16 protein-coding genes, 1 other RNA gene and 1 pseudogene are annotated in these 16718 nt (G+C 64.1%); 7 read left to right on the top strand and 11 right to left on the bottom strand.

The features are described 5' to 3' along the window. Positions 1 to 367 precede the first annotated feature (367 nt). Complete coding sequence (locus GPT33_RS10530; RefSeq protein WP_296808455.1) at positions 368 to 1855, bottom strand: phosphomannomutase; 1488 nt, start codon at positions 1853 to 1855, stop codon at positions 368 to 370. 447 nt (positions 1856 to 2302) lie between these two features. On the opposite strand from GPT33_RS10530, the gene GPT33_RS10525 reads away from it, so the two are divergent. Next, the gene (locus GPT33_RS10525) at positions 2303 to 3193 is read left to right on the top strand and encodes a hypothetical protein (RefSeq protein WP_296808452.1); all 891 of its coding nucleotides are present in this window, start codon (positions 2303 to 2305) and stop codon (positions 3191 to 3193) included. Positions 3194 to 3264: 71 nt separating this feature from the next. Here the strand turns inward: GPT33_RS10525 and yihA are convergent, their stop codons facing one another. From yihA to GPT33_RS10480, 9 genes are all read right to left on the bottom strand, one after another. After that, complete coding sequence (gene yihA / locus GPT33_RS10520) at positions 3265 to 3909, bottom strand: ribosome biogenesis GTP-binding protein YihA/YsxC (protein WP_296808449.1); 645 nt, start codon at positions 3907 to 3909, stop codon at positions 3265 to 3267. A 184-nt stretch (positions 3910 to 4093) separates the two neighbouring features. After that, positions 4094 to 4582, bottom strand: coding sequence for a bacteriohemerythrin (locus tag GPT33_RS10515; RefSeq protein ID WP_296808445.1), 489 nt, complete (start codon positions 4580 to 4582; stop codon positions 4094 to 4096). After that, a complete protein-coding gene (gene moaC / locus GPT33_RS10510) occupies positions 4579 to 5139 on the bottom strand; it encodes a cyclic pyranopterin monophosphate synthase MoaC (RefSeq protein ID WP_296808442.1) in 561 nt (186 codons plus the stop codon). The genes GPT33_RS10515 and moaC overlap by 4 nt, the downstream gene beginning before the upstream one ends. Before the next feature lie 61 nt (positions 5140 to 5200). Continuing rightward, positions 5201 to 5749, bottom strand: a complete 549-nt coding sequence (gene ppa, locus GPT33_RS10505; protein WP_296808439.1) for an inorganic diphosphatase — start codon at positions 5747 to 5749, stop codon at positions 5201 to 5203. Positions 5750 to 6114: 365 nt separating this feature from the next. Beyond that, on the bottom strand, positions 6115 to 7368 hold the full coding sequence (locus GPT33_RS10500; RefSeq protein WP_296808436.1) for a 6-phosphofructokinase: 1254 nt from the start codon (positions 7366 to 7368) through the stop codon (positions 6115 to 6117). 301 nt (positions 7369 to 7669) lie between these two features. Next, positions 7670 to 8932, bottom strand: a complete 1263-nt coding sequence (locus GPT33_RS10495) for a UbiH/UbiF/VisC/COQ6 family ubiquinone biosynthesis hydroxylase (RefSeq protein WP_296808433.1) — start codon at positions 8930 to 8932, stop codon at positions 7670 to 7672. Next, positions 8919 to 10157 (bottom strand): 2-octaprenyl-6-methoxyphenyl hydroxylase, encoded by a 1239-nt coding sequence (gene ubiH, locus GPT33_RS10490; protein ID WP_296808430.1) that lies wholly within the window; start codon positions 10155 to 10157, stop codon positions 8919 to 8921. Before ubiH ends, GPT33_RS10495 begins: the two co-directional genes overlap by 14 nt. A 199-nt stretch (positions 10158 to 10356) precedes the next feature. Further along, positions 10357 to 11664, bottom strand: a complete 1308-nt coding sequence (gene pepP / locus GPT33_RS10485; RefSeq protein WP_296808427.1) for a Xaa-Pro aminopeptidase — start codon at positions 11662 to 11664, stop codon at positions 10357 to 10359. Continuing rightward, positions 11661 to 12203: a UPF0149 family protein gene (locus GPT33_RS10480; RefSeq protein ID WP_296808462.1), complete on the bottom strand. Its 543-nt coding sequence runs from the start codon at positions 12201 to 12203 to the stop codon at positions 11661 to 11663. The genes pepP and GPT33_RS10480 overlap by 4 nt, the downstream gene beginning before the upstream one ends. 160 nt (positions 12204 to 12363) lie before the next feature. On the opposite strand from GPT33_RS10480, the gene GPT33_RS10475 reads away from it, so the two are divergent. The 4 genes from GPT33_RS10475 to GPT33_RS10460 all read left to right on the top strand — a co-directional run bounded on the left by GPT33_RS10475 (position 12364) and on the right by GPT33_RS10460 (position 13754). Beyond that, on the top strand, positions 12364 to 12573 hold the full coding sequence (locus GPT33_RS10475; RefSeq protein ID WP_232406202.1) for a TIGR02449 family protein: 210 nt from the start codon (positions 12364 to 12366) through the stop codon (positions 12571 to 12573). Then, entirely contained in the window at positions 12570 to 12899 is a 330-nt protein-coding gene (locus GPT33_RS10470) for a cell division protein ZapA (protein ID WP_296808420.1), read from the top strand. Before GPT33_RS10475 ends, GPT33_RS10470 begins: the two co-directional genes overlap by 4 nt. A 14-nt stretch (positions 12900 to 12913) precedes the next feature. Further along, a non-coding RNA gene (ssrS, locus tag GPT33_RS10465) (6S RNA) lies at positions 12914 to 13099 on the top strand. Between the two features lie 16 nt (positions 13100 to 13115). Next, positions 13116 to 13754 (top strand): 5-formyltetrahydrofolate cyclo-ligase, encoded by a 639-nt coding sequence (locus GPT33_RS10460; RefSeq protein ID WP_296808417.1) that lies wholly within the window; start codon positions 13116 to 13118, stop codon positions 13752 to 13754. Here the strand turns inward: GPT33_RS10460 and ilvA are convergent. Next, positions 13703 to 15247, bottom strand: a complete 1545-nt coding sequence (ilvA, locus tag GPT33_RS10455) for a threonine ammonia-lyase, biosynthetic (protein WP_296808414.1) — start codon at positions 15245 to 15247, stop codon at positions 13703 to 13705. The two genes, GPT33_RS10460 and ilvA, sit on opposite strands and share 52 nt — an antisense overlap. A gap of 449 nt (positions 15248 to 15696) precedes the next feature. Here ilvA and rpiA point away from each other — a divergent pair, with 449 nt between their 5' ends. Together rpiA and GPT33_RS10445 are read left to right on the top strand one after the other, a co-directional pair. Next, complete coding sequence (rpiA, locus tag GPT33_RS10450) at positions 15697 to 16356, top strand: ribose-5-phosphate isomerase RpiA (RefSeq protein WP_213457579.1); 660 nt, start codon at positions 15697 to 15699, stop codon at positions 16354 to 16356. Positions 16357 to 16576: 220 nt separating this feature from the next. Beyond that, positions 16577 to 16718: pseudogene (locus GPT33_RS10445) on the top strand (DUF29 family protein); the annotation flags it as partial.

Genomic DNA, 16718 nt, shown 5'->3' with positions numbered 1-16718 from the left:
GTCAGTGAAACCCATCCTCCAAACCGCCGCGCTTCCGGGTTTCGGTCCGATGCCCTTGGCGCGTGGAGGATGGGTTTCGCTGTGCTCTGTCGGTGGCGGGAACGGGACGTTGGCGCTTGGAGGATGGGTTTCGCTGTGCTCTGTCGGTGCCGTGAACGGGACGTCGGCGCGTGGAGGATGGGTTTCGCTGTGCTCTGTCGGTGGCGGGAACGGGACGTTGGTGCGTGGAGGATGGGTTTCGCTGTGCTCTACCCATCCTACGGTTGAATCGTTTCCAAAATTCCTTAAACCGCGTCGCGTCGACGGCTGTTGGTTGCTGGGAGGCCACGCCGACCCGCCGACGAGCGCGGGTCATACCGGACGCGGTTTAAGCACGCCAGCTGGAGAGGATCTCTATGCAGATCCGATTCATCTCCTCGGCACGCTCCGGGCTGTCCGCCTCGGTGTAGGCGCGCAGCTCCGGTGCATTTCCCGAGGGGCGCAGGTGCGCGATCTCGCCGGTGACAAAGGTGATCCTCAGGCCGTCGGTCACGTCCAGAGCGGCGACCGGACCGAAAGCGGTGCCGAACACCGCCTGAGCGGCCGCCCTGTCCCGTGCAGGATCGCCGCGATGGATCTCGGCGAGACGCTGCCGAGCGATCTCGGTCGGGAAATCCTTCAGACGATCGCTCCGCGTGAAGCGGGGCGGGAGATCGGCGGACAGGGCCGACACCGGTTTCCCCTGCTCGACGGCCGCGCGCAGGATGGCGATCGCGACCAAGACCGCGTCGCGCGTCGGCAAGGCTCGCAGGATTCGACCCTCTTGCTCGATGTCGGTGGCGAGCAGGAAGCCGCCGTTCGCCTCGTATCCGACCACCCGGTCCATGCCTCGGTCGACTAGATCCTGCATCCCTTCGATGACGAAGGGCGATCCGATCCGGGTGCGCAGCACTGTCTCGAACCAGCCCGATCGCTCGACCGCTGTGTTGCTGCTCACGGGTGTCACCACCCCGCGGGCGCCGAGTTGGCGTGCACACAGGATCCCGGCAATGTCACCGCGCAACCAGTCTCCCGTCTCGTCGCCGACCAGAGGACGGTCGCCGTCCCCGTCGGCGGAAACCAGGGCGTCGAAGTTCCCCGTCGCAGACCAGTCACGCGCAAGAGCGACGTCTTCGGGGCGAATCGCTTCGGTATCGACAGGGACAAAGACCTCCGAGAATCCCAGCCGCGTCACGCGGGCGCCGAGCCCTTCCAACACATCGACATAGGCGCCGCGAGCCACGCTGGAGTGCTCGTAGACACCGACATGGAGGCCGTCGAGACAACCCGAAGGGAAGAAGTCCAGATAGCGATCGAGGTAGTCGCGATAGGCGAGGGGATCCTCCTTCGGAAGCGCGGCGGACTGGTCTTCGACGAAGGCGCCGGCCGCGTCGAAGAGCGTCTCTGCAACCTGGAGCGTCTGCGCGCGGATGCCCTCCTCGTCGCGCTTGAGGATCTCGCCCGTCGGCAGATTGAACTTGATGCCGTTGCGGTCGTCCGGGATGTGGCTGCCGGTGACCATCAGGCTCGGCGCACCACGCGCCAGCCCCCAGGCAGCAACGGCCGGACTCGGGATACGCCCGAGGTAGCGGGGCCGGCAGCCCAGATCGAGCGCCGCCCGGGCACAGGCGATCAGGATCCTGCCGGTGCTGGGTCTCAGGTCGCCGCCCAAGCCGACATCGGCATCCGATGCGAGCACGCCGCTCGCGCGAAGATAACCGAGAAACCCGGCCGTGTAGGCGTAGCACACCCGATCGGTCATCGCCTGCGCCAACCCGCGGGCACCGCTGGTTCCGAATGCCACACCGCTCATGTTCATCAAGTCGCCGATCTGCATACACGCTCCTCGCGTCGATTTCGGGGTATCGCAACCCGCGCCGCCCAATCCTAACCCGGGGAGCCGGCGCGTGGCGTGCCCGGGGGTCGCTGCGCCCATCACCCGGCCGGTGCGCTCTCGGATGAGCGCGATCATCAAGGCGGTCAAACCTCGGAATGAAGCATGAAGCGCTCAACTGCCGGATCCAGGATGATGCAGATCACCGTTCTGAAGGGGTGTCGCTCGGGGTCACGGATCGGTTAAGCTCCGAGATGTTGCTGCGTTCGTCTCGGGGTGTCCACCCGCCCCGCAAAAGCAAAATGACGTTGATTCCAGACGGGCACGGCGACAACCGGTGCAGGTTTAAGGAATTGGGGTTGGCCACGCCTGCCCGGTCGAGCGACACCGAGCCGAAGGCGAGGGATCCGCCGAACTTCCCTGACGATCACCACTTCGAGGAGTACCTCCATGCCCGACACGTCTCGCATGATCCCGCTCGTCTCCGCGGCAACACTGGCGCTCGTCATCGGCCAAGGCGCTTTTGCCACTCCGCAGGCGAGCGAACCGAGTCAAGCCCCGGTCGAGCCCCCGAACGAAGCGGCTCCGGCTCCGGCCGATGTGCCGGCCAATGCATCCACCGATGCCTCGAGCGATGCGCCCACACCCGGCGAGGCGGCCCGAGCCAAGGCCGAGGAGCGTCGCGCTGCCATGATGGCCGAACGCGAGAAACGCTACGAAGAGTTGCGCGCGCGTGCCGCCGAGATCGGCCTGGCCCTCCCCGAGACGCCGCCGTGGGAGTCGACCGATCGGCCGCAGATGCCCGAGCCGCCGGCCATGCCCGAGCGTCGCGGCATGTCGCCCGAGGACATGGAAGCAATGCGCCAACAACGCCAAGAGATGCGTGAGCAGATGCGCTCCATGACCCCCGAAGAACGCCGCGCGATGCGAGATGCGCACTGGCAGCAAATGCGTGCCGATGCGGCGGAGCGCGGGGTCGAGATGCCGGAGTCGCCGCCATGGGCCGAGGCGGAAGCGCGTCGCAAGGAGATGGAAGAGCGATTCGAGGCTTATCGCAAAACCGTCGAGGCCATGAGCGAAGAACAGATCGAGGCGGCCCGCGCACTGTTCGGTAGTCCTCCCCCGATGCCCGAGATGCCGCGTATGCCACCTCACGGCGGCTATGAGCCCGGGGGTTATGGCTACGGTTACGGTCCGCAGGGCGGTTATCCCGGCGGCATGCCCTATCCAGGCGAGCGTGGCGGTATGGGGCATCCGCCCATGATGCCCGAATTCGGTGCTCCCGGTTATGGCGCACCCGGCTTCGATCAGGGTCCGCCCCCGCAGGGCATGGGCAACTGACCTCGGGCAACAACTCGCGGGCTGACGGAGCGCCGGCGCGATCCGGCCGGCACCGTCTGCCCGTTTTGGACTCAGTCCCTTGTCCGAGGCTCCGACGGACCCGTGGATTCGGTCGCGGCGTCCACTTGGAGCCAGAGATCGAGCAATCGCTGAACGGATTCCACGCCCTGGCGCTTCAAGGCAGAGAACAGCATCACCTCGACCTGTCCCACCATATCCGAGACGGCCTGCTCGACCGCATGCTGCGTGGCGCGGGCCGCCCCGGTCTTGAGTTTGTCCGCCTTGGTGAGCAGAACGAGCATCGGCAGATCGGCGCGTCCGCCCCAATGGAGCATCTGGCGATCGAACTCGGCCAGCGGATGGCGGATATCCATCACGACGACGAGACCGCCGAGCGAGCGGCGCTGCTCGAGATAGGCCGCCATGTGCTGCTGCCAGTCGCGCTTGACCGCATCCGGAACCTTGGCATACCCGTAGCCGGGGAGATCGACCAAGCGTCGCGTCTCGTCCAACTCGAAAAAGATGAGCTGCTGCGTGCGCCCGGGCGTCTTGCTCGTGCGCGCGAGGGCATTCTGGTGACAGAGTGCATTGATCGCACTGGACTTGCCGGCATTCGAGCGACCCGCGAATGCAACCTCGCGGCCCTCGTCCGCGGGGCATTGATCGACCCGTGCGGCAGCGGTCAGGAAATGGGCGCGTTGGTAGAATGGATTCATCGTAAGCTGGGGCCGGAGAAAAGGCCGCTGTTTCCCTGCAAGACATAGTGCGGCGAACACCAAGGCCGCCACGCCGGAATCCGTTCGGACATCATCAGCAGCCTAAACCGCATCCACTCCCGCGGCAGGATGATCATGCAGGGTCGAGCCAATACAAAGGGCAGAGGTGGTGACCCGACGCGGTTTAGCTCCAACACTTGGAGCCGCAGAAGTATAAATGGTCCCACATCCGCGTCGCCCAGGACGGTTTTTGGTGTCGCGACAGGGCACCTGCGGCGAGAAAAAAACGACTGTAATCCTGATCGCTTTGCAGGATGTGATCGAGCAGCCAATGCTTGAGGTGCCGCATCAGTCCTTCGTCGATCGGCGCGTCCTGTTCCAGGGCGAGCCGACGCTGCAAGTCCAGCATGCTTCGGATCAGCCCCTCGTGCTGCATCTTATGGCGCTCGTAATCCGGATAGCCGAAGATGCGCATCAGGCTCTCCTCGACGGCGAAATGGATCTTGGTGTACTCGGCGAGCCGCCCCAGCGCCTCGAGCTGGCGCTCCCGCTCGAGGCCCGCGACGACGGCATCCTGCACCTCGTTGATCAGCTCGATCAGCGCTAGGTGCTGCGCGTCGATCTCGTCGATGCCGACGCTGAGCGCGGCGGACCACTCCACGAATTGGGTCATCGCTTTTTCCATGACGCGGCGGGCTCGTCCGAGCCGCCTTGGACGGGATCGCTCTCAACGGAATTCCAGTCATCGGCAGGCGCACCGCCTCGCATCCAGTGTCCGGATTTCCCTCCCTTTTTCTCGAGCAAGCGTACACCTTCGATACTCATGCCCCGATCCACCGCCTTGCACATGTCGTAGATCGTCAAGAGGCTGATCTGCACCGCACAGAGCGCCTCCATCTCCACCCCGGTGGAGCCTCTGGTCTCGACCGTCGCCGAGCAGTAAACGCTTGATGTCTCGGCCCGCGGCTCCAGCTCCACGGCGACCCGGGTCAGACTGAGCGGATGACACAAGGGCACCAGATCGGCGGTGCGCTTGGCGCCCATGATTCCGGCGATCCGCGCAACGCCGAGCACATCGCCCTTGCGGTGCTCGCCGCTGATGATCCGTGCAAGCGTGGAAGGCTCCATCAGGATGCTCCCCTCTGCAACGGCACAGCGTTTGGTGACATCCTTGTCTCCCACATCCACCATATGGGCCGCACCTTTCTCGTCGAAATGTGTCAGCGGCATTTGCGATCCGCGCAGTGGCGGCGCTGAAGGATCAGCAGAGACACCGACAGGGTACGACGCATCAGAATGCCGGCTTCTCCGGTGCTTCCTCGAACATTCTCACGCTGCTCATGATCTCTTCGCGCGCGTCTTCGCGGCCGCCCCAGCCCATCACGCGGACCCACTTGCCTTCATCCAAGTCTTTGTAATGTTCAAAGAAATGAGAGATCTGATCGAGCAAATGGGCAGGCATGTCGCGGAAGCTCTCGATCTCGCGGTAACCCTTGAAAAGCTTATCGATCGGCAGCGCCAGGATTTTGGCATCGTCTCCCGATTCGTCGGTCATCTTGAGTACGCCGATCGGACGACACTTGATCACGGATCCCGAAATCAGCGGATAAGGCGTCACGACGATCACGTCGACCGGGTCGCCATCCGCGGACAAGGTGTTCGGTACATACCCGTAGTTGCAGGGATAGTGCATGGCCGTGGACATGAAACGATCGACGAACATTGCGCCGGTCGCCTTGTCCATCTCGTACTTCACCGGCTCGGCATGCGACGGTATCTCGATGATGACGTTGATTTCGCTCGGGATATTATCGCCGCGTGGGACGCGCTTCGGATCCATGGGTCAGCCTCTGTGGTTCGGATGGAATCGCCGGGACGCGACCGATTCGCCGATGCACGGCGAGTCGCGTTGGCGGGATCAGGTCGAATACGCCCGATTGTAGCCCATCCGGTACCGGGAAATCCCAATGATCGTGCACGGACTAAACCGCATCCGGCGTTGTGCCGAGATCGACGCGGCATTCGAGGCTAAGCGGAGCCAACCGCCAGCCACCAGCCACCAGCCACCAGCCACCAGCCACCAGCTACCAGCTACCAGCTACCAGCTACCAGGCAGAAGCCCGGAAGCTGGTAGCTAATAGCTAAGGACGAGAAGCCAGAACCAGGAGGCTGGAGGCCGGCGGCTGAATCGCCCCCCGAGCCTCCTCAGATCTCGAACGCAGGCAGGCGCTTCTCGACCGCCACGTTCTTGAGCGTGACGTACTTCGGCAGCCCCTTCTCGAAGGGCGGATAGTCCTCGCCTTGGATCAGCGGAATCAGGTACTCCTTGCAGACCGGCGTGATCCCGAAACCGTCCTCGGAGATGAAGTCGCGCGGCATGAACTTCTCGACGTTGGCGACCTCCGACAGGGGCGCCTCGCCGACCTCCCAGCGATAGGGGTCCTGGCTTACGCGCTTGATCGTGGGCATGATGGCATTGTGCCCTTCGAGGGCAAACTGGACCGCGGCCCGTCCCATCGCATAGGCCTGCTCGACGTCGGTCTTGGAGGCAAGATGACGCGCAGCGCGCTGGAGATAATCGGCGACCGCCCAATGGAACTTGTAGCCGGTGGCATCCTTGATCATGTTGGCCACGACCGGAGCCGCGCCGCCCAGCTGGGCATGACCGAAGGCATCGCGCGTGCCCTGCTCGGCGAGGAAACGCCCGTCGGGATACTTCGCGCCCTCGGAGACCACGATGGTGCAGTAACCGTGCTGCTCGACCTTCTGCTTGACCGCGGCCAGGAAGCGCTCCTGGTCGAACTCGATCTCGGGAAACAGGATCATCACCGGGATGCCGTGGTCTTCGACCAGCCCACCCGCAGCGGCGATCCAGCCGGCATGACGACCCATGACCTCGAGCACGAAGATTTTGGTCGAGGTCTTCGCCATGGAGCGCACGTCGAACGAGGCCTCCAGGGTCGAGGTGGCGATGTACTTTGCCACGGAGCCGAAGCCCGGGCAGTTGTCGGTGATCGGTAGATCGTTGTCGACGGTCTTCGGCACATGCACGGCCTGTACCGGGTAGCCCATGGTCTCGGAGAGCTGCGAGATCTTGTAGCAGGTGTCGGCCGAGTCGCCGCCGCCGTTGTAGAAAAAGTAGCCGATGTCGTGGGCCTTGAAGACCTCGATCAGACGCTCGTACTCGCGCTTGTTGGCCTCCAGGCTTTTGAGCTTGTAGCGGCAGGAGCCGAATGCGCCCGATGGCGTATAGCGCAGCGCGGCAATGGCCTCGTCGGACTCGCGGCCGGTGTCGATCAGGTCTTCGGTCAGGGCCCCGATGATGCCGTTGCGCCCGGCGTAAACCTTTCCGATCCGCACCGAGTGAAGCCGCGCGGTTTCGATCACGCCGCAAGCAGAGGCATTGATGACGGCGGTGACGCCGCCGGATTGTGCGTAAAACGCATTCTTGGCTGTCATGTCTGTCCCCTTGTCTTTAGATGCTTGTCGTTAAACCGCGCCCGGTGCGGTTTAGGTGTCGTTGATTGCGCCACCATGCGATGCGAGCGTTCATGGTCCGCGTTCGGCGCTTGCGGGCAGGCAGATACCCGCGTTGCTCCACGACGGCGCACTCGGCCAGGTCGTGCGGAGGATCCGCTGCGCGGTGTCTGAAAGATCCGAAATGGTCGCCAAAACGAAAACCTTCGGCAAGGATGACGAGGAGGCGCCAGCGCCGCAAAGGTTAAGCGATCGGCGCGGAAAAAGCATGTCGGGGCGCGCTTTACAGCTGACGCGCGAGTGGCGGCAGGTCGCTCCCCAGACCGAGCGCGCGCTCCATGAAGAGCGCCTTGATCGGGCCGATCCGGTCGGTCAGGGTTAAACCGAGGCTGCGTGCCGCAGCAACCGGCGGGACTTCGTTGCTGAAGGTGCGCTTGATCAGATCCATCGCGGCGAGCATGGCGGTGTTGTCGCCGCGGCGCGCTCGCTCGTAATGGCGCAGCGCCCAAAGGCCCGCGATGTCGCGTCCCCGTTCCAACGCGAGATCGATCGCCGCGGTCAGCTCGGCGGCGTCGAGGAAACCCAGGTTCACGCCCTGCCCGGCGAGGGGATGGACCGCATGGGCGGCGTCGCCGACTAGGGCCAACCCCGGCAGGACGTACTGTTTGGCGTGCTGGAGTCGAAGCGCAAAGGCGGCGCGCGGACCCTCGACGACGAGCGGGCCGAGCCGTGCCTCGGAGGCATCCGTCACGGCCGCCGAGAAGGCGGCATCATCCATCGCCAGCAACTCGGTGGCACGCTCGTCGGTTGCGGACCACACGATCGAGCAGCGCCCGTCGGCCAACGGCAGCAGGGCCAGCGGTCCGGTCGGCAGGAAGCGCTGCCAAGCGGTCTCTTGATGCCAATCTCCCGGTCGGACGGTGGCGACGATCGCGCGCTGATCGTAGTCCTGGCCTTCGGTCTCGATGCCCGAGAGCTCGCGCACCAGCGAGTCTCGCCCATCCGCGGCGACCAGCAGGCGACCCGCAATGACCTGCCCGTCACCGAGTACCACCCGCGATTCGGTCTCAGTGCGTTCGATCTCGACGATGGATGCGGGGCAGACCAGGGTGATGTCCGGCGCGGACTCAAGCGTCTCCCAAAGCGCCAGTTGGATGACGCGGTTCTCGACGATATGCCCGAGATCGGGTTCGCCGAGCGATTGGGCATCGAAATGGATGCTTCCTCCTCCGAGTGCGTCCCACACGCACATCTTGCGATAGGGGTTGGCGCCGAGGGCCGCAATGCGCTTCCACGCGCCGAGGCGCGCAAGGATGCGCTGACTGGCTCGACTCAAGGCCGAGACACGCAGGTCGATCTCCCCCGCAGGCCAAACGCGCTGCGGCGCGCGGGTCTCGATGACCGCGATCCGCAGCCCCTTGCCGGAACAGGCGCGGGCGAGTGCGGATCCGACCATTCCGCCACCGACCACGAGCAGGTCGAACAATGCCTCCTGCGACGCGGTCGTGTTCGGAACACTCGATGACATGGACTCAGTTTCGTGCATCGGTCTTCTCCAATGGGACCCCGCAGGCGAGGCGCGGCAAGCGTCCGCCCACGCCCATGAACCGCTGCGCCACGCGGTGGCGCGCCGGGGGGATGAGATCCAGACCCAACATGGCCGCGTTGCGGGCGAGCCGCAGCGGCGTCCAGGGGTTGACGAAGACGCGGGCGAGCAGGTCGGTCAGTCGTGCGGTGCTTGGCTGATCCGAACCGCGCCAGTCCCGATAGTCCGAGAGCGCCGCCGGACCACCGAGATCCGCACCCGCACGCTCGCTTTGGGCGATGACCTCGGCGAGGGCGGCGACGTCACGCAGACCCAGATTAAAGCCTTGGCCGGCCACCGGATGGAGCGTATGGGCCGCGTTGCCGATCAGCACGACACGCGGTTGCACCGGGTTACGCGTGAGAACCAGCTTCAGCGGATAGGCGCGACGCGGACCCACCTGCAGAAAACGCCCGAGCCGGTAACCGAAGCGCGCCTGCAGGCGCGTCAGGAAGGCGTCGTCCGACAGCGCAAGCAGCGCGCTCGTCTCCTCGCCGTGACAGGTCCAGACCACCGAGTAACGTCCGCCCGTCATCGGCAGCAGGGCCAACGGTCCCGTGTCGGTGAAGCGCTCGAAGGCCACTCCGGTGCGCGGGCGATCGGGCGAAACCGTTGTAATGACGGCGTCTTGGGCGTAGCGCTCGTCGCGGGTCTCGAGGTCGAGCTGCCGTCGCACCGCCGAATCTCCACCGTCGGCCGCAACCAGCAGAGTGGTGCTCAAACGCAGCCGCTCGTCGCCGTGCTGCACCTCGAGCTCAACCCGGTCGGCCGTGACGCGGTGCGACGAGAGCCGTGCCGGGCAGAGCAGCTCCACATCGGGAGACAACGCGAGCGCGGTGCGAATAGCGGCTCCCATCACGCGCGCCGGGGCGACATAACCGAGGGCCTCGACACCCGCGTCGTCCGGACCGAGCCGCGTGAACCCGCAATGCCCGCGATCGGAGACATGGACCTGGCGAATCGGCTCCGCCTCCGGGGCGATATCCGCCCAGACGCCGATCGCTTCGAGGATCCGGCGACTGCCCCAAGACAAAGCAATGACGCGCTCGTCGTAGCTCGGCTGGTGCTCGGCCGAGGCCGGTACCGCCTCCACGACCGCGATACGCAGCCCGCAGCCGGACAGCGCGCACGCCAGGCTGCCGCCGACCAAGCCCCCGCCGATGATGACCAGATCGTATTCGTGCATGCTTGCCTTTAAACCGCGCCCGGTGCGGTATGCGTGATGTGTTTGAGTGGCTTGGCCGCAGCAGCTCCGACGACTGTCGGAGCCGGCGCGGTTTAAAGTACTATAAAATATTAAATTCTAAACCGCGTCTCACCGAGATCGTGGACATCTCCAAAGCCAAACGCAAAATGAAAATGACGCATGTCGCTCCGGACGCGGTTTAGTTGTCCGCCATGAGTGATTCGATTGCATCGGGATCCTTCGGTGCCGCGGCGGAAAGGACCTCGTTGCCCGATTCCGTGATCAGCACATCGTCCTCGATGCGGATCCCGATCTGTCGATAATGCTCAGGGATCTCGTCCGCATCGGCGAGATAGAGTCCGGGCTCCACCGTCAACACCATCCCCGGCTCGAAGGGCCGCCACGCGCCCTTCTGCTTGTAGCTTCCCACGTCGTGGACATCCATTCCCAGCCAATGCCCCGTGCGGTGCATGTAATAGGGCTTGTGCGCTTCCTCCTTGATCAGTTCGGCGAGCTTGCCCTTGAGCAGGCCGAGATGGATCAGTCCCTTGGTCAAGACCTTGACCGCCTCGTCGTGCGGCTCGTTCCAGAGATTGCCGGGCTTGGCCTTGCCGATCGCCGCAGCCTGCGCCTCGAGCACCAGCTCGTAGAGCGCGCGCTGGGGCGCACTGAAGCGCCCGTTCACGGGAAAGGTCCGGGTGATGTCCGAGGCATACCCCCCGAGCTCGCATCCGGCATCGATCAGGACGAGATCCCCGTCACGCAGCGGCGCCCGGTTCTCGACATAGTGCAGGATGCAGCCATTGGCGCCGCCGCCGACGATCGGCGAGTAGGCCTGATCGCGCGCACCCGAGACGGCGCAGACGTGATGGAACTCGGCCTCGAGCCGGGCCTCATTCATGCCGGGCTCGCAGATCTGCATGAGCCGCCGGTGGGCAGCGGCGGAGATCTCCGCGGCTCGGCGCATTTGTTTGATCTCGGCAGGGCTCTTGCGCAGCCGCATCTCGTGCAGCACCGACTCGATGGTCACAAAGGTTTCGGGCGCGCAGGCGCCGGCGCGAATGTTCGCACGGACCCGGTTGACCCAGCCCATGACCCGCGCGTCGAGCGCCGCATCGCTGCCGATCGCGAAATACAGCCGCTCGCGCCCGTCGATCAGGGTCGGCATGACCTCATCGATCTGGCTCAGCGGATACGCCTGATCGGCTCCGAAATCCGCCGTAGCACCGTCAACACCCGCGCGCCGGCCGTCCCACTGTTCGCGCTCCGGATCGCGAGGACGACAAAACAGCACGTACTCGCCGTCATTGCGCTTCGGCGCAATCACCGCGACGGCGTCGGGTTCGGCAAAGCCGGTCAGATAGACGAAGTCACTGTTCTGGCGAAAGGGGTAATGGACATCGCGGTTGCGCACGACCTCGCTCGCGGCCGGGACAATCGCAATGGCGTTCGGGCCGATCGCGTTGGCCAGGGCGCGACGGCGTCGTTTGTACTCGGTCGCCGTCATGACTCGGGCGAGTGTACGCGAGCGACGACGCGCTCCTGATAGATCATCATCGCCGCAACCCGGATGAATTCGCTCACTTCGGTCAATGCCTCTTCGTTTTGCTCGTCGTCGTCGAGTCGGTCGAGATCCATGCGGGTCAGGTCGGTAAAATCACGTAGGATCTCGTTTGTCTCGGCAGAGGGCTGCGCGCCCGCAAGGTCGAGCGTGCCCCAAGCGTAAAGAAACCCGCGCACCCAGTCATAGAGGGCCGTCGCCCGTTCTGCAAGGGGTCGCGTGTCGTCGGGCAAGAACAGCGTGAGGCCGAATTCGGACGCCTCGAGCTCCTCGCGTGTCAGTCGCGCCAGCTCCGAGAGGGCCTCGCGTCCCTCGTCGACCTGCAAATCACCCGCCTCGGAGGCGGGCAGGAGCTGTTGCAGCCAAGTGGACTCGGGGTCCGCATCGCCGCCACACATCAGGCCGCAGAGGATGCCGTGGGCCTCGCTGGGCGTCGCGCAGAGTGCGCCTGCCGCCAGATACCGGGCAAGCCGATCGTCGTCGATATTCGTGGCGACCTCCTCTCGGAAAACAGGACGATAAACAGGGACAGGGCCGCGAGCGCGAGCACCCGGACGGCATTCGATAATAACATGCGGTCCCTTGCGATTGACCGACCTCCGCACGCCTTCTATAGTGCGACGAAATTCAACGGAGTCGTGGACTTTGGCACATTTCGACCTCGACCAATTGGAACAACAGGTGGAGGCATTGATCCGCCTGAACCAGCGCCTGCGCGACGAAAACAAATCCCTGCGGTCTCGCCAGGAAAGCCTGGTTGCCGAGCGCGGCGAGCTGATCGAAAAGACCGAGCAAGCACGCAGCCGAGTCGAGGCCATGTTGTCGCGGCTGCGCGCGATGGAGGAAAGTCTGTGAGCGAAGAGGCGATTCAGGTCAACATCAGGATCCTCGACAAGGACTACCGCATCGCCTGCGCGCCGCACGAAGAAAACGGACTGCGCGAATCGGCACGCCTGCTCGACGGCAAGATGCGCGAAATCCGCAAGACCGGTCGCGTCATTGGCACCGATCGCATCGCGGTGATGGCGGCCCTGAATATTGCCCATGAGCTGTTCCAGCTTCAGAAAACCCGCGCCGTCGACAGTGGCGACCTCGATCCGCGACTGCTGCTCCTGCAGGAGCGAGTCGCGCAGGCGCTGGCGGCCGAACAGGCGCTGGACGCATCGGGCGAAAGGGTATAGCCTTCTTTCTCAGACACCCCCTGCAGTGTCCGATCGTGGCCTGGGTATTTTCTTGAGCCTAATCGCTGCCCTGGGGACATAGAAGCGAGGCCGTTGTGCAAGTCCGCCTTCGAGCGGGAAGCCTGAAGCCGAGCCGAGTGTTCCCACTTGAACCTCCTGGTTCAAGAACAAAGGTCTGCAACGGCACAGGCGGGGGGTGTCCCTTTCGTTCCCGCCATGGCCAACCTGAAAGATCTTCGCCAAGCGCTGCGCGCGAACCGTCGAGCCCTGAGCCGCCGGTCTCAGCGTGAACATGCGCGCCTCGTTGCTCGGCTGCTTCGTCATGAGAATTGCTATCGGCGTGCCCGCCGGATTGCGGCCTATTGGCCGGCCGATGGCGAGCTCGATCCACGCCCCTTGCTGAAGGAGGCGCTCGAGGACGGGAAGGCGGTCTATCTTCCGGTGTTGAGCCGAAGGATCGGAGGGCGATCGCGCATCAAGCTCAGCTTCGTGCGTTGGAGCGCAGACGAGACGATGCGCCTCAATCGATTCGACATCCCCGAGCCTACGCGGCGCGGCCGACATATCCGTCCCGCCAGCCATCTCGACCTGATCCTGGTCCCTTTGGTGGGTTTCGACGGCGCCTGCAATCGCATCGGCATGGGCGGCGGCTACTACGATCGCACCCTGGCCTATCTGAAGTTACGCCGATACTGGCGACGGCCCCGACTGATCGGCGTCGCGCACGAGTGCCAGCGCCTCGCAAAGATCGAGGCCCGCCCCTGGGACATCCCGCTCGACGCCGTCGTGACCGAGCGGCAGGTCTATTTTAAATCGCGTCCCGAGCGCGGTTTAGATCCGGCAAAGAGACGATAGGCCGGATTCTCGGTCTCTTCCCAGTACTGATAACCCAGGGTATCGAGCGCCTCGCGAAAGGCATCCGTATCATCGGGCGGAATCTGGGCACCCATCAGCACCCGACCGTAGGCTGCGCCGTGGTTGCGATAATGAAACAGTGTGATGTTCCAACGCTTGCCAAGGGCCGAGAGAAAATCCAGCAGCGCGCCGGGGCGCTCCGGAAACTCGAACCGCACCAGCGTCTCGTCCTCGATCCCTTCGGCATGTCCGCCGACCATGTATCGGATGTGCAGCTTCGCCGTCTCGTTCTCGGTCATGTCGAGCACGCCGAAGCCTTTCTCCACGAGGCGGCCGATCAGTTCGGCGCGCTCCTCGTCGCCGCGCGCCAGCTCGACACCGACAAAGACCTGCGCCCGTGACGCATCCGAGTAACGATAGTTGAACTCGGTGATCTGACGCCGTCCGATCACGCGACAGAAGGCCAGAAAGCTGCCCGGACGTTCTGGGATCTCGACCGCGAGCAACGCCTCGCGCCGCTCGCCGAGCTCGGCACGCTCCGCGATATGGCGCAGACGATCGAAGTTCACGTTGGCGCCGCTCTCGATCGCGATCAGATGCTCGCCCTTGATCTTGTGCGTCTCGACATAACGCTTCATGCCCGCGACGGCGAGTGCACCGGCCGGCTCGGCGATCCCGCGAGTGTCGTCGAAGATGTCTTTGACTGCAGCGCAGATCTCGTCGGTGCTCACGAGCACGACCTCGTCGACACGCTCGCGGGCGATACGAAAGGTCTCCTCGCCGATCAACTTCACGGCAACGCCGTCGGCGAAGAGCCCGACCTGTGCCAGCTCGACACGCCGCCCTGCGGCGAGTGCCGCATGCAGCGTGGGTGCATCCTGCGGCTCCACGCCGATGACGCGCACCTCCGGCATCAACCATTTGACGTAGGCCGCCACACCCGCGATCAGCCCGCCGCCGCCCACCGGGACGAAGATCGCATAGGGTGGGACAGGATGCTGGCGCAGGATCTCCATCCCGATCGTCCCCTGACCGGCAATGACGTCGGGGTCATCGAAGGGGTGCAGGAAGGTCAACCCTTTTTCTGCGACCAAGGTCATCGCGTGGGCAAAGGCCTCGTCGTAAGAGTCGCCATGCAGGACGGCCTTACCGCCGAGTCGGCGCACCGCGCGCACCTTGATGGCTGGCGTGGTTCGCGGCATGACAATGGTGGCCGCCACCCCGAGTTTAGCGGCACCGAGCGCCACGCCCTGAGCATGGTTCCCCGCACTGGCCGCGATCACGCCGCGCGCACGCACCTCCGGATCCAGATGGATGAGTTTGTTGTAGGCCCCGCGCAACTTGAACGAGAACACGGGCTGCAGGTCCTCGCGCTTGAGAAAAACCGCGTTGTCGAGCCGCGCGGAGAGCTGTGGCGCATGCGTCAGCGGTGTCTCTTTCGCCACATCGTAGACGCGGGCACGTAGGATCCGTTCGATATAGGCGTCGGGCATCTAAACCGCGTCCGGAGTGATAGGCAGTGTTCTTGGATTGGATCCGTGTCGACTGCATGCAGGAGCGTCGGAGCTGACGCGGTTTAGAGCGTCAAGAATACAGGCTCTTAAGCCGTCTCTCCGCCGAGTGCCGGACGGACATTTGGCATTGGACGCACTCGAAACGAAGCATCTCACTCTCGGCACGGCGTCACTCCGGACGGATCTGTGGGTTTCTGGGCTCTGGTATCATACTGCCGGAGCTTGAAAAGAGCAGGTTGTGCCGATCCGCGCGGGTCACAACCAAGCGTCGGCGCGAGCCTTGGCGCGGGCTGGATGGGTTTCGCTGAAGCTCTACCCATCCTACGTGCTTCCGTTGTTTTTGAATCGCTCTTTAGCTTATAGCGGAAAACCAAAAACGGACAACGAATCGCTGAACCCCGAAACTCGATCAACACACCGGAGGACACATGAACACACAAGACGCCATGAAGAAACAGGCCGCAGAGGCTGCGCTTGCTTATGTCGAGGACGGCATCATCGGGGTCGGAACGGGCTCGACCGTGAATCACTTCATCGACGCGCTTGCCGGCATCAAGGGTCGCATCGAGGGCGCGGTGTCCAGCTCGGTCGCCTCGACCGAGCGACTCAAGGGGCACGGGATCCCGGTCTACGATCTCAACGCCGTCGGCGAGCTTTCGCTCTATGTCGACGGGGCGGACGAGTCCAACGCGCAGCTCCAGTTGATCAAGGGCGGCGGCGGCGCACTCACCCGCGAAAAGATCGTCGCGGCAGCAAGCCGGCAGTTCGTCTGCATCGCGGACGAGAGCAAGCTGGTCAAGGTCTTGGGTACCTTCCCGCTGCCTGTCGAGGTGATTCCGATGGCGCGCAGCTATGTGGCACGCGAGCTGGTCCAATTGGGCGGTACCCCGGTCTGGCGAGACGGCTTCGTGACCGACAACGGAAACCTGATTCTGGACGTGCAGCATCTGGAGATTATGGAGCCCGCCAAGCTGGAGCAAACGATCAACAATATCGCCGGTGTGGTCACGGTCGGCATCTTTGCCCTGCGCCCGGCGGATGTCTTGATCCTCGGCACTCCGGACGGACCCAAGACGTTGCGGGCCTAAACCGCGTCCGAAGCGGCATGAATCGTTCTTGGATTGGAGCTGCCTCGGGCGGATCCTTGAACGTCCGAGCCGACGCGGTTTAGGATTCTGAAAAATAAGAATTTTAAAACGAGTTTGCGCCGAGGGGGCGTATCTCGGAGTCAACAAGAGAAGAGGCGACCGCGATGACGCGCCAACGAAATCTGAAGTCGGCTCATGAACCCGAAGCGCCCATCTACGCGTCTTGCTCCTGCACCTCCTGGAATGGCAAGAGCAGCCGGCCAGACGCAGCCCTTCATGGCGGCGCTCGATCCGTAACGCCCGTCAAGAGATCGAGGAAATCGTCGCGGAGAGTCCGAGTCTCGCACAGCGACTCCCCGAGA

Origin of the sequence: Thiocapsa sp., assembly GCF_011390875.1 — a bacterium.
GTDB lineage: Bacteria > Pseudomonadota > Gammaproteobacteria > Chromatiales > Chromatiaceae > Thiocapsa.
This window is presented reverse-complemented; position numbering and strand designations above follow the sequence as displayed.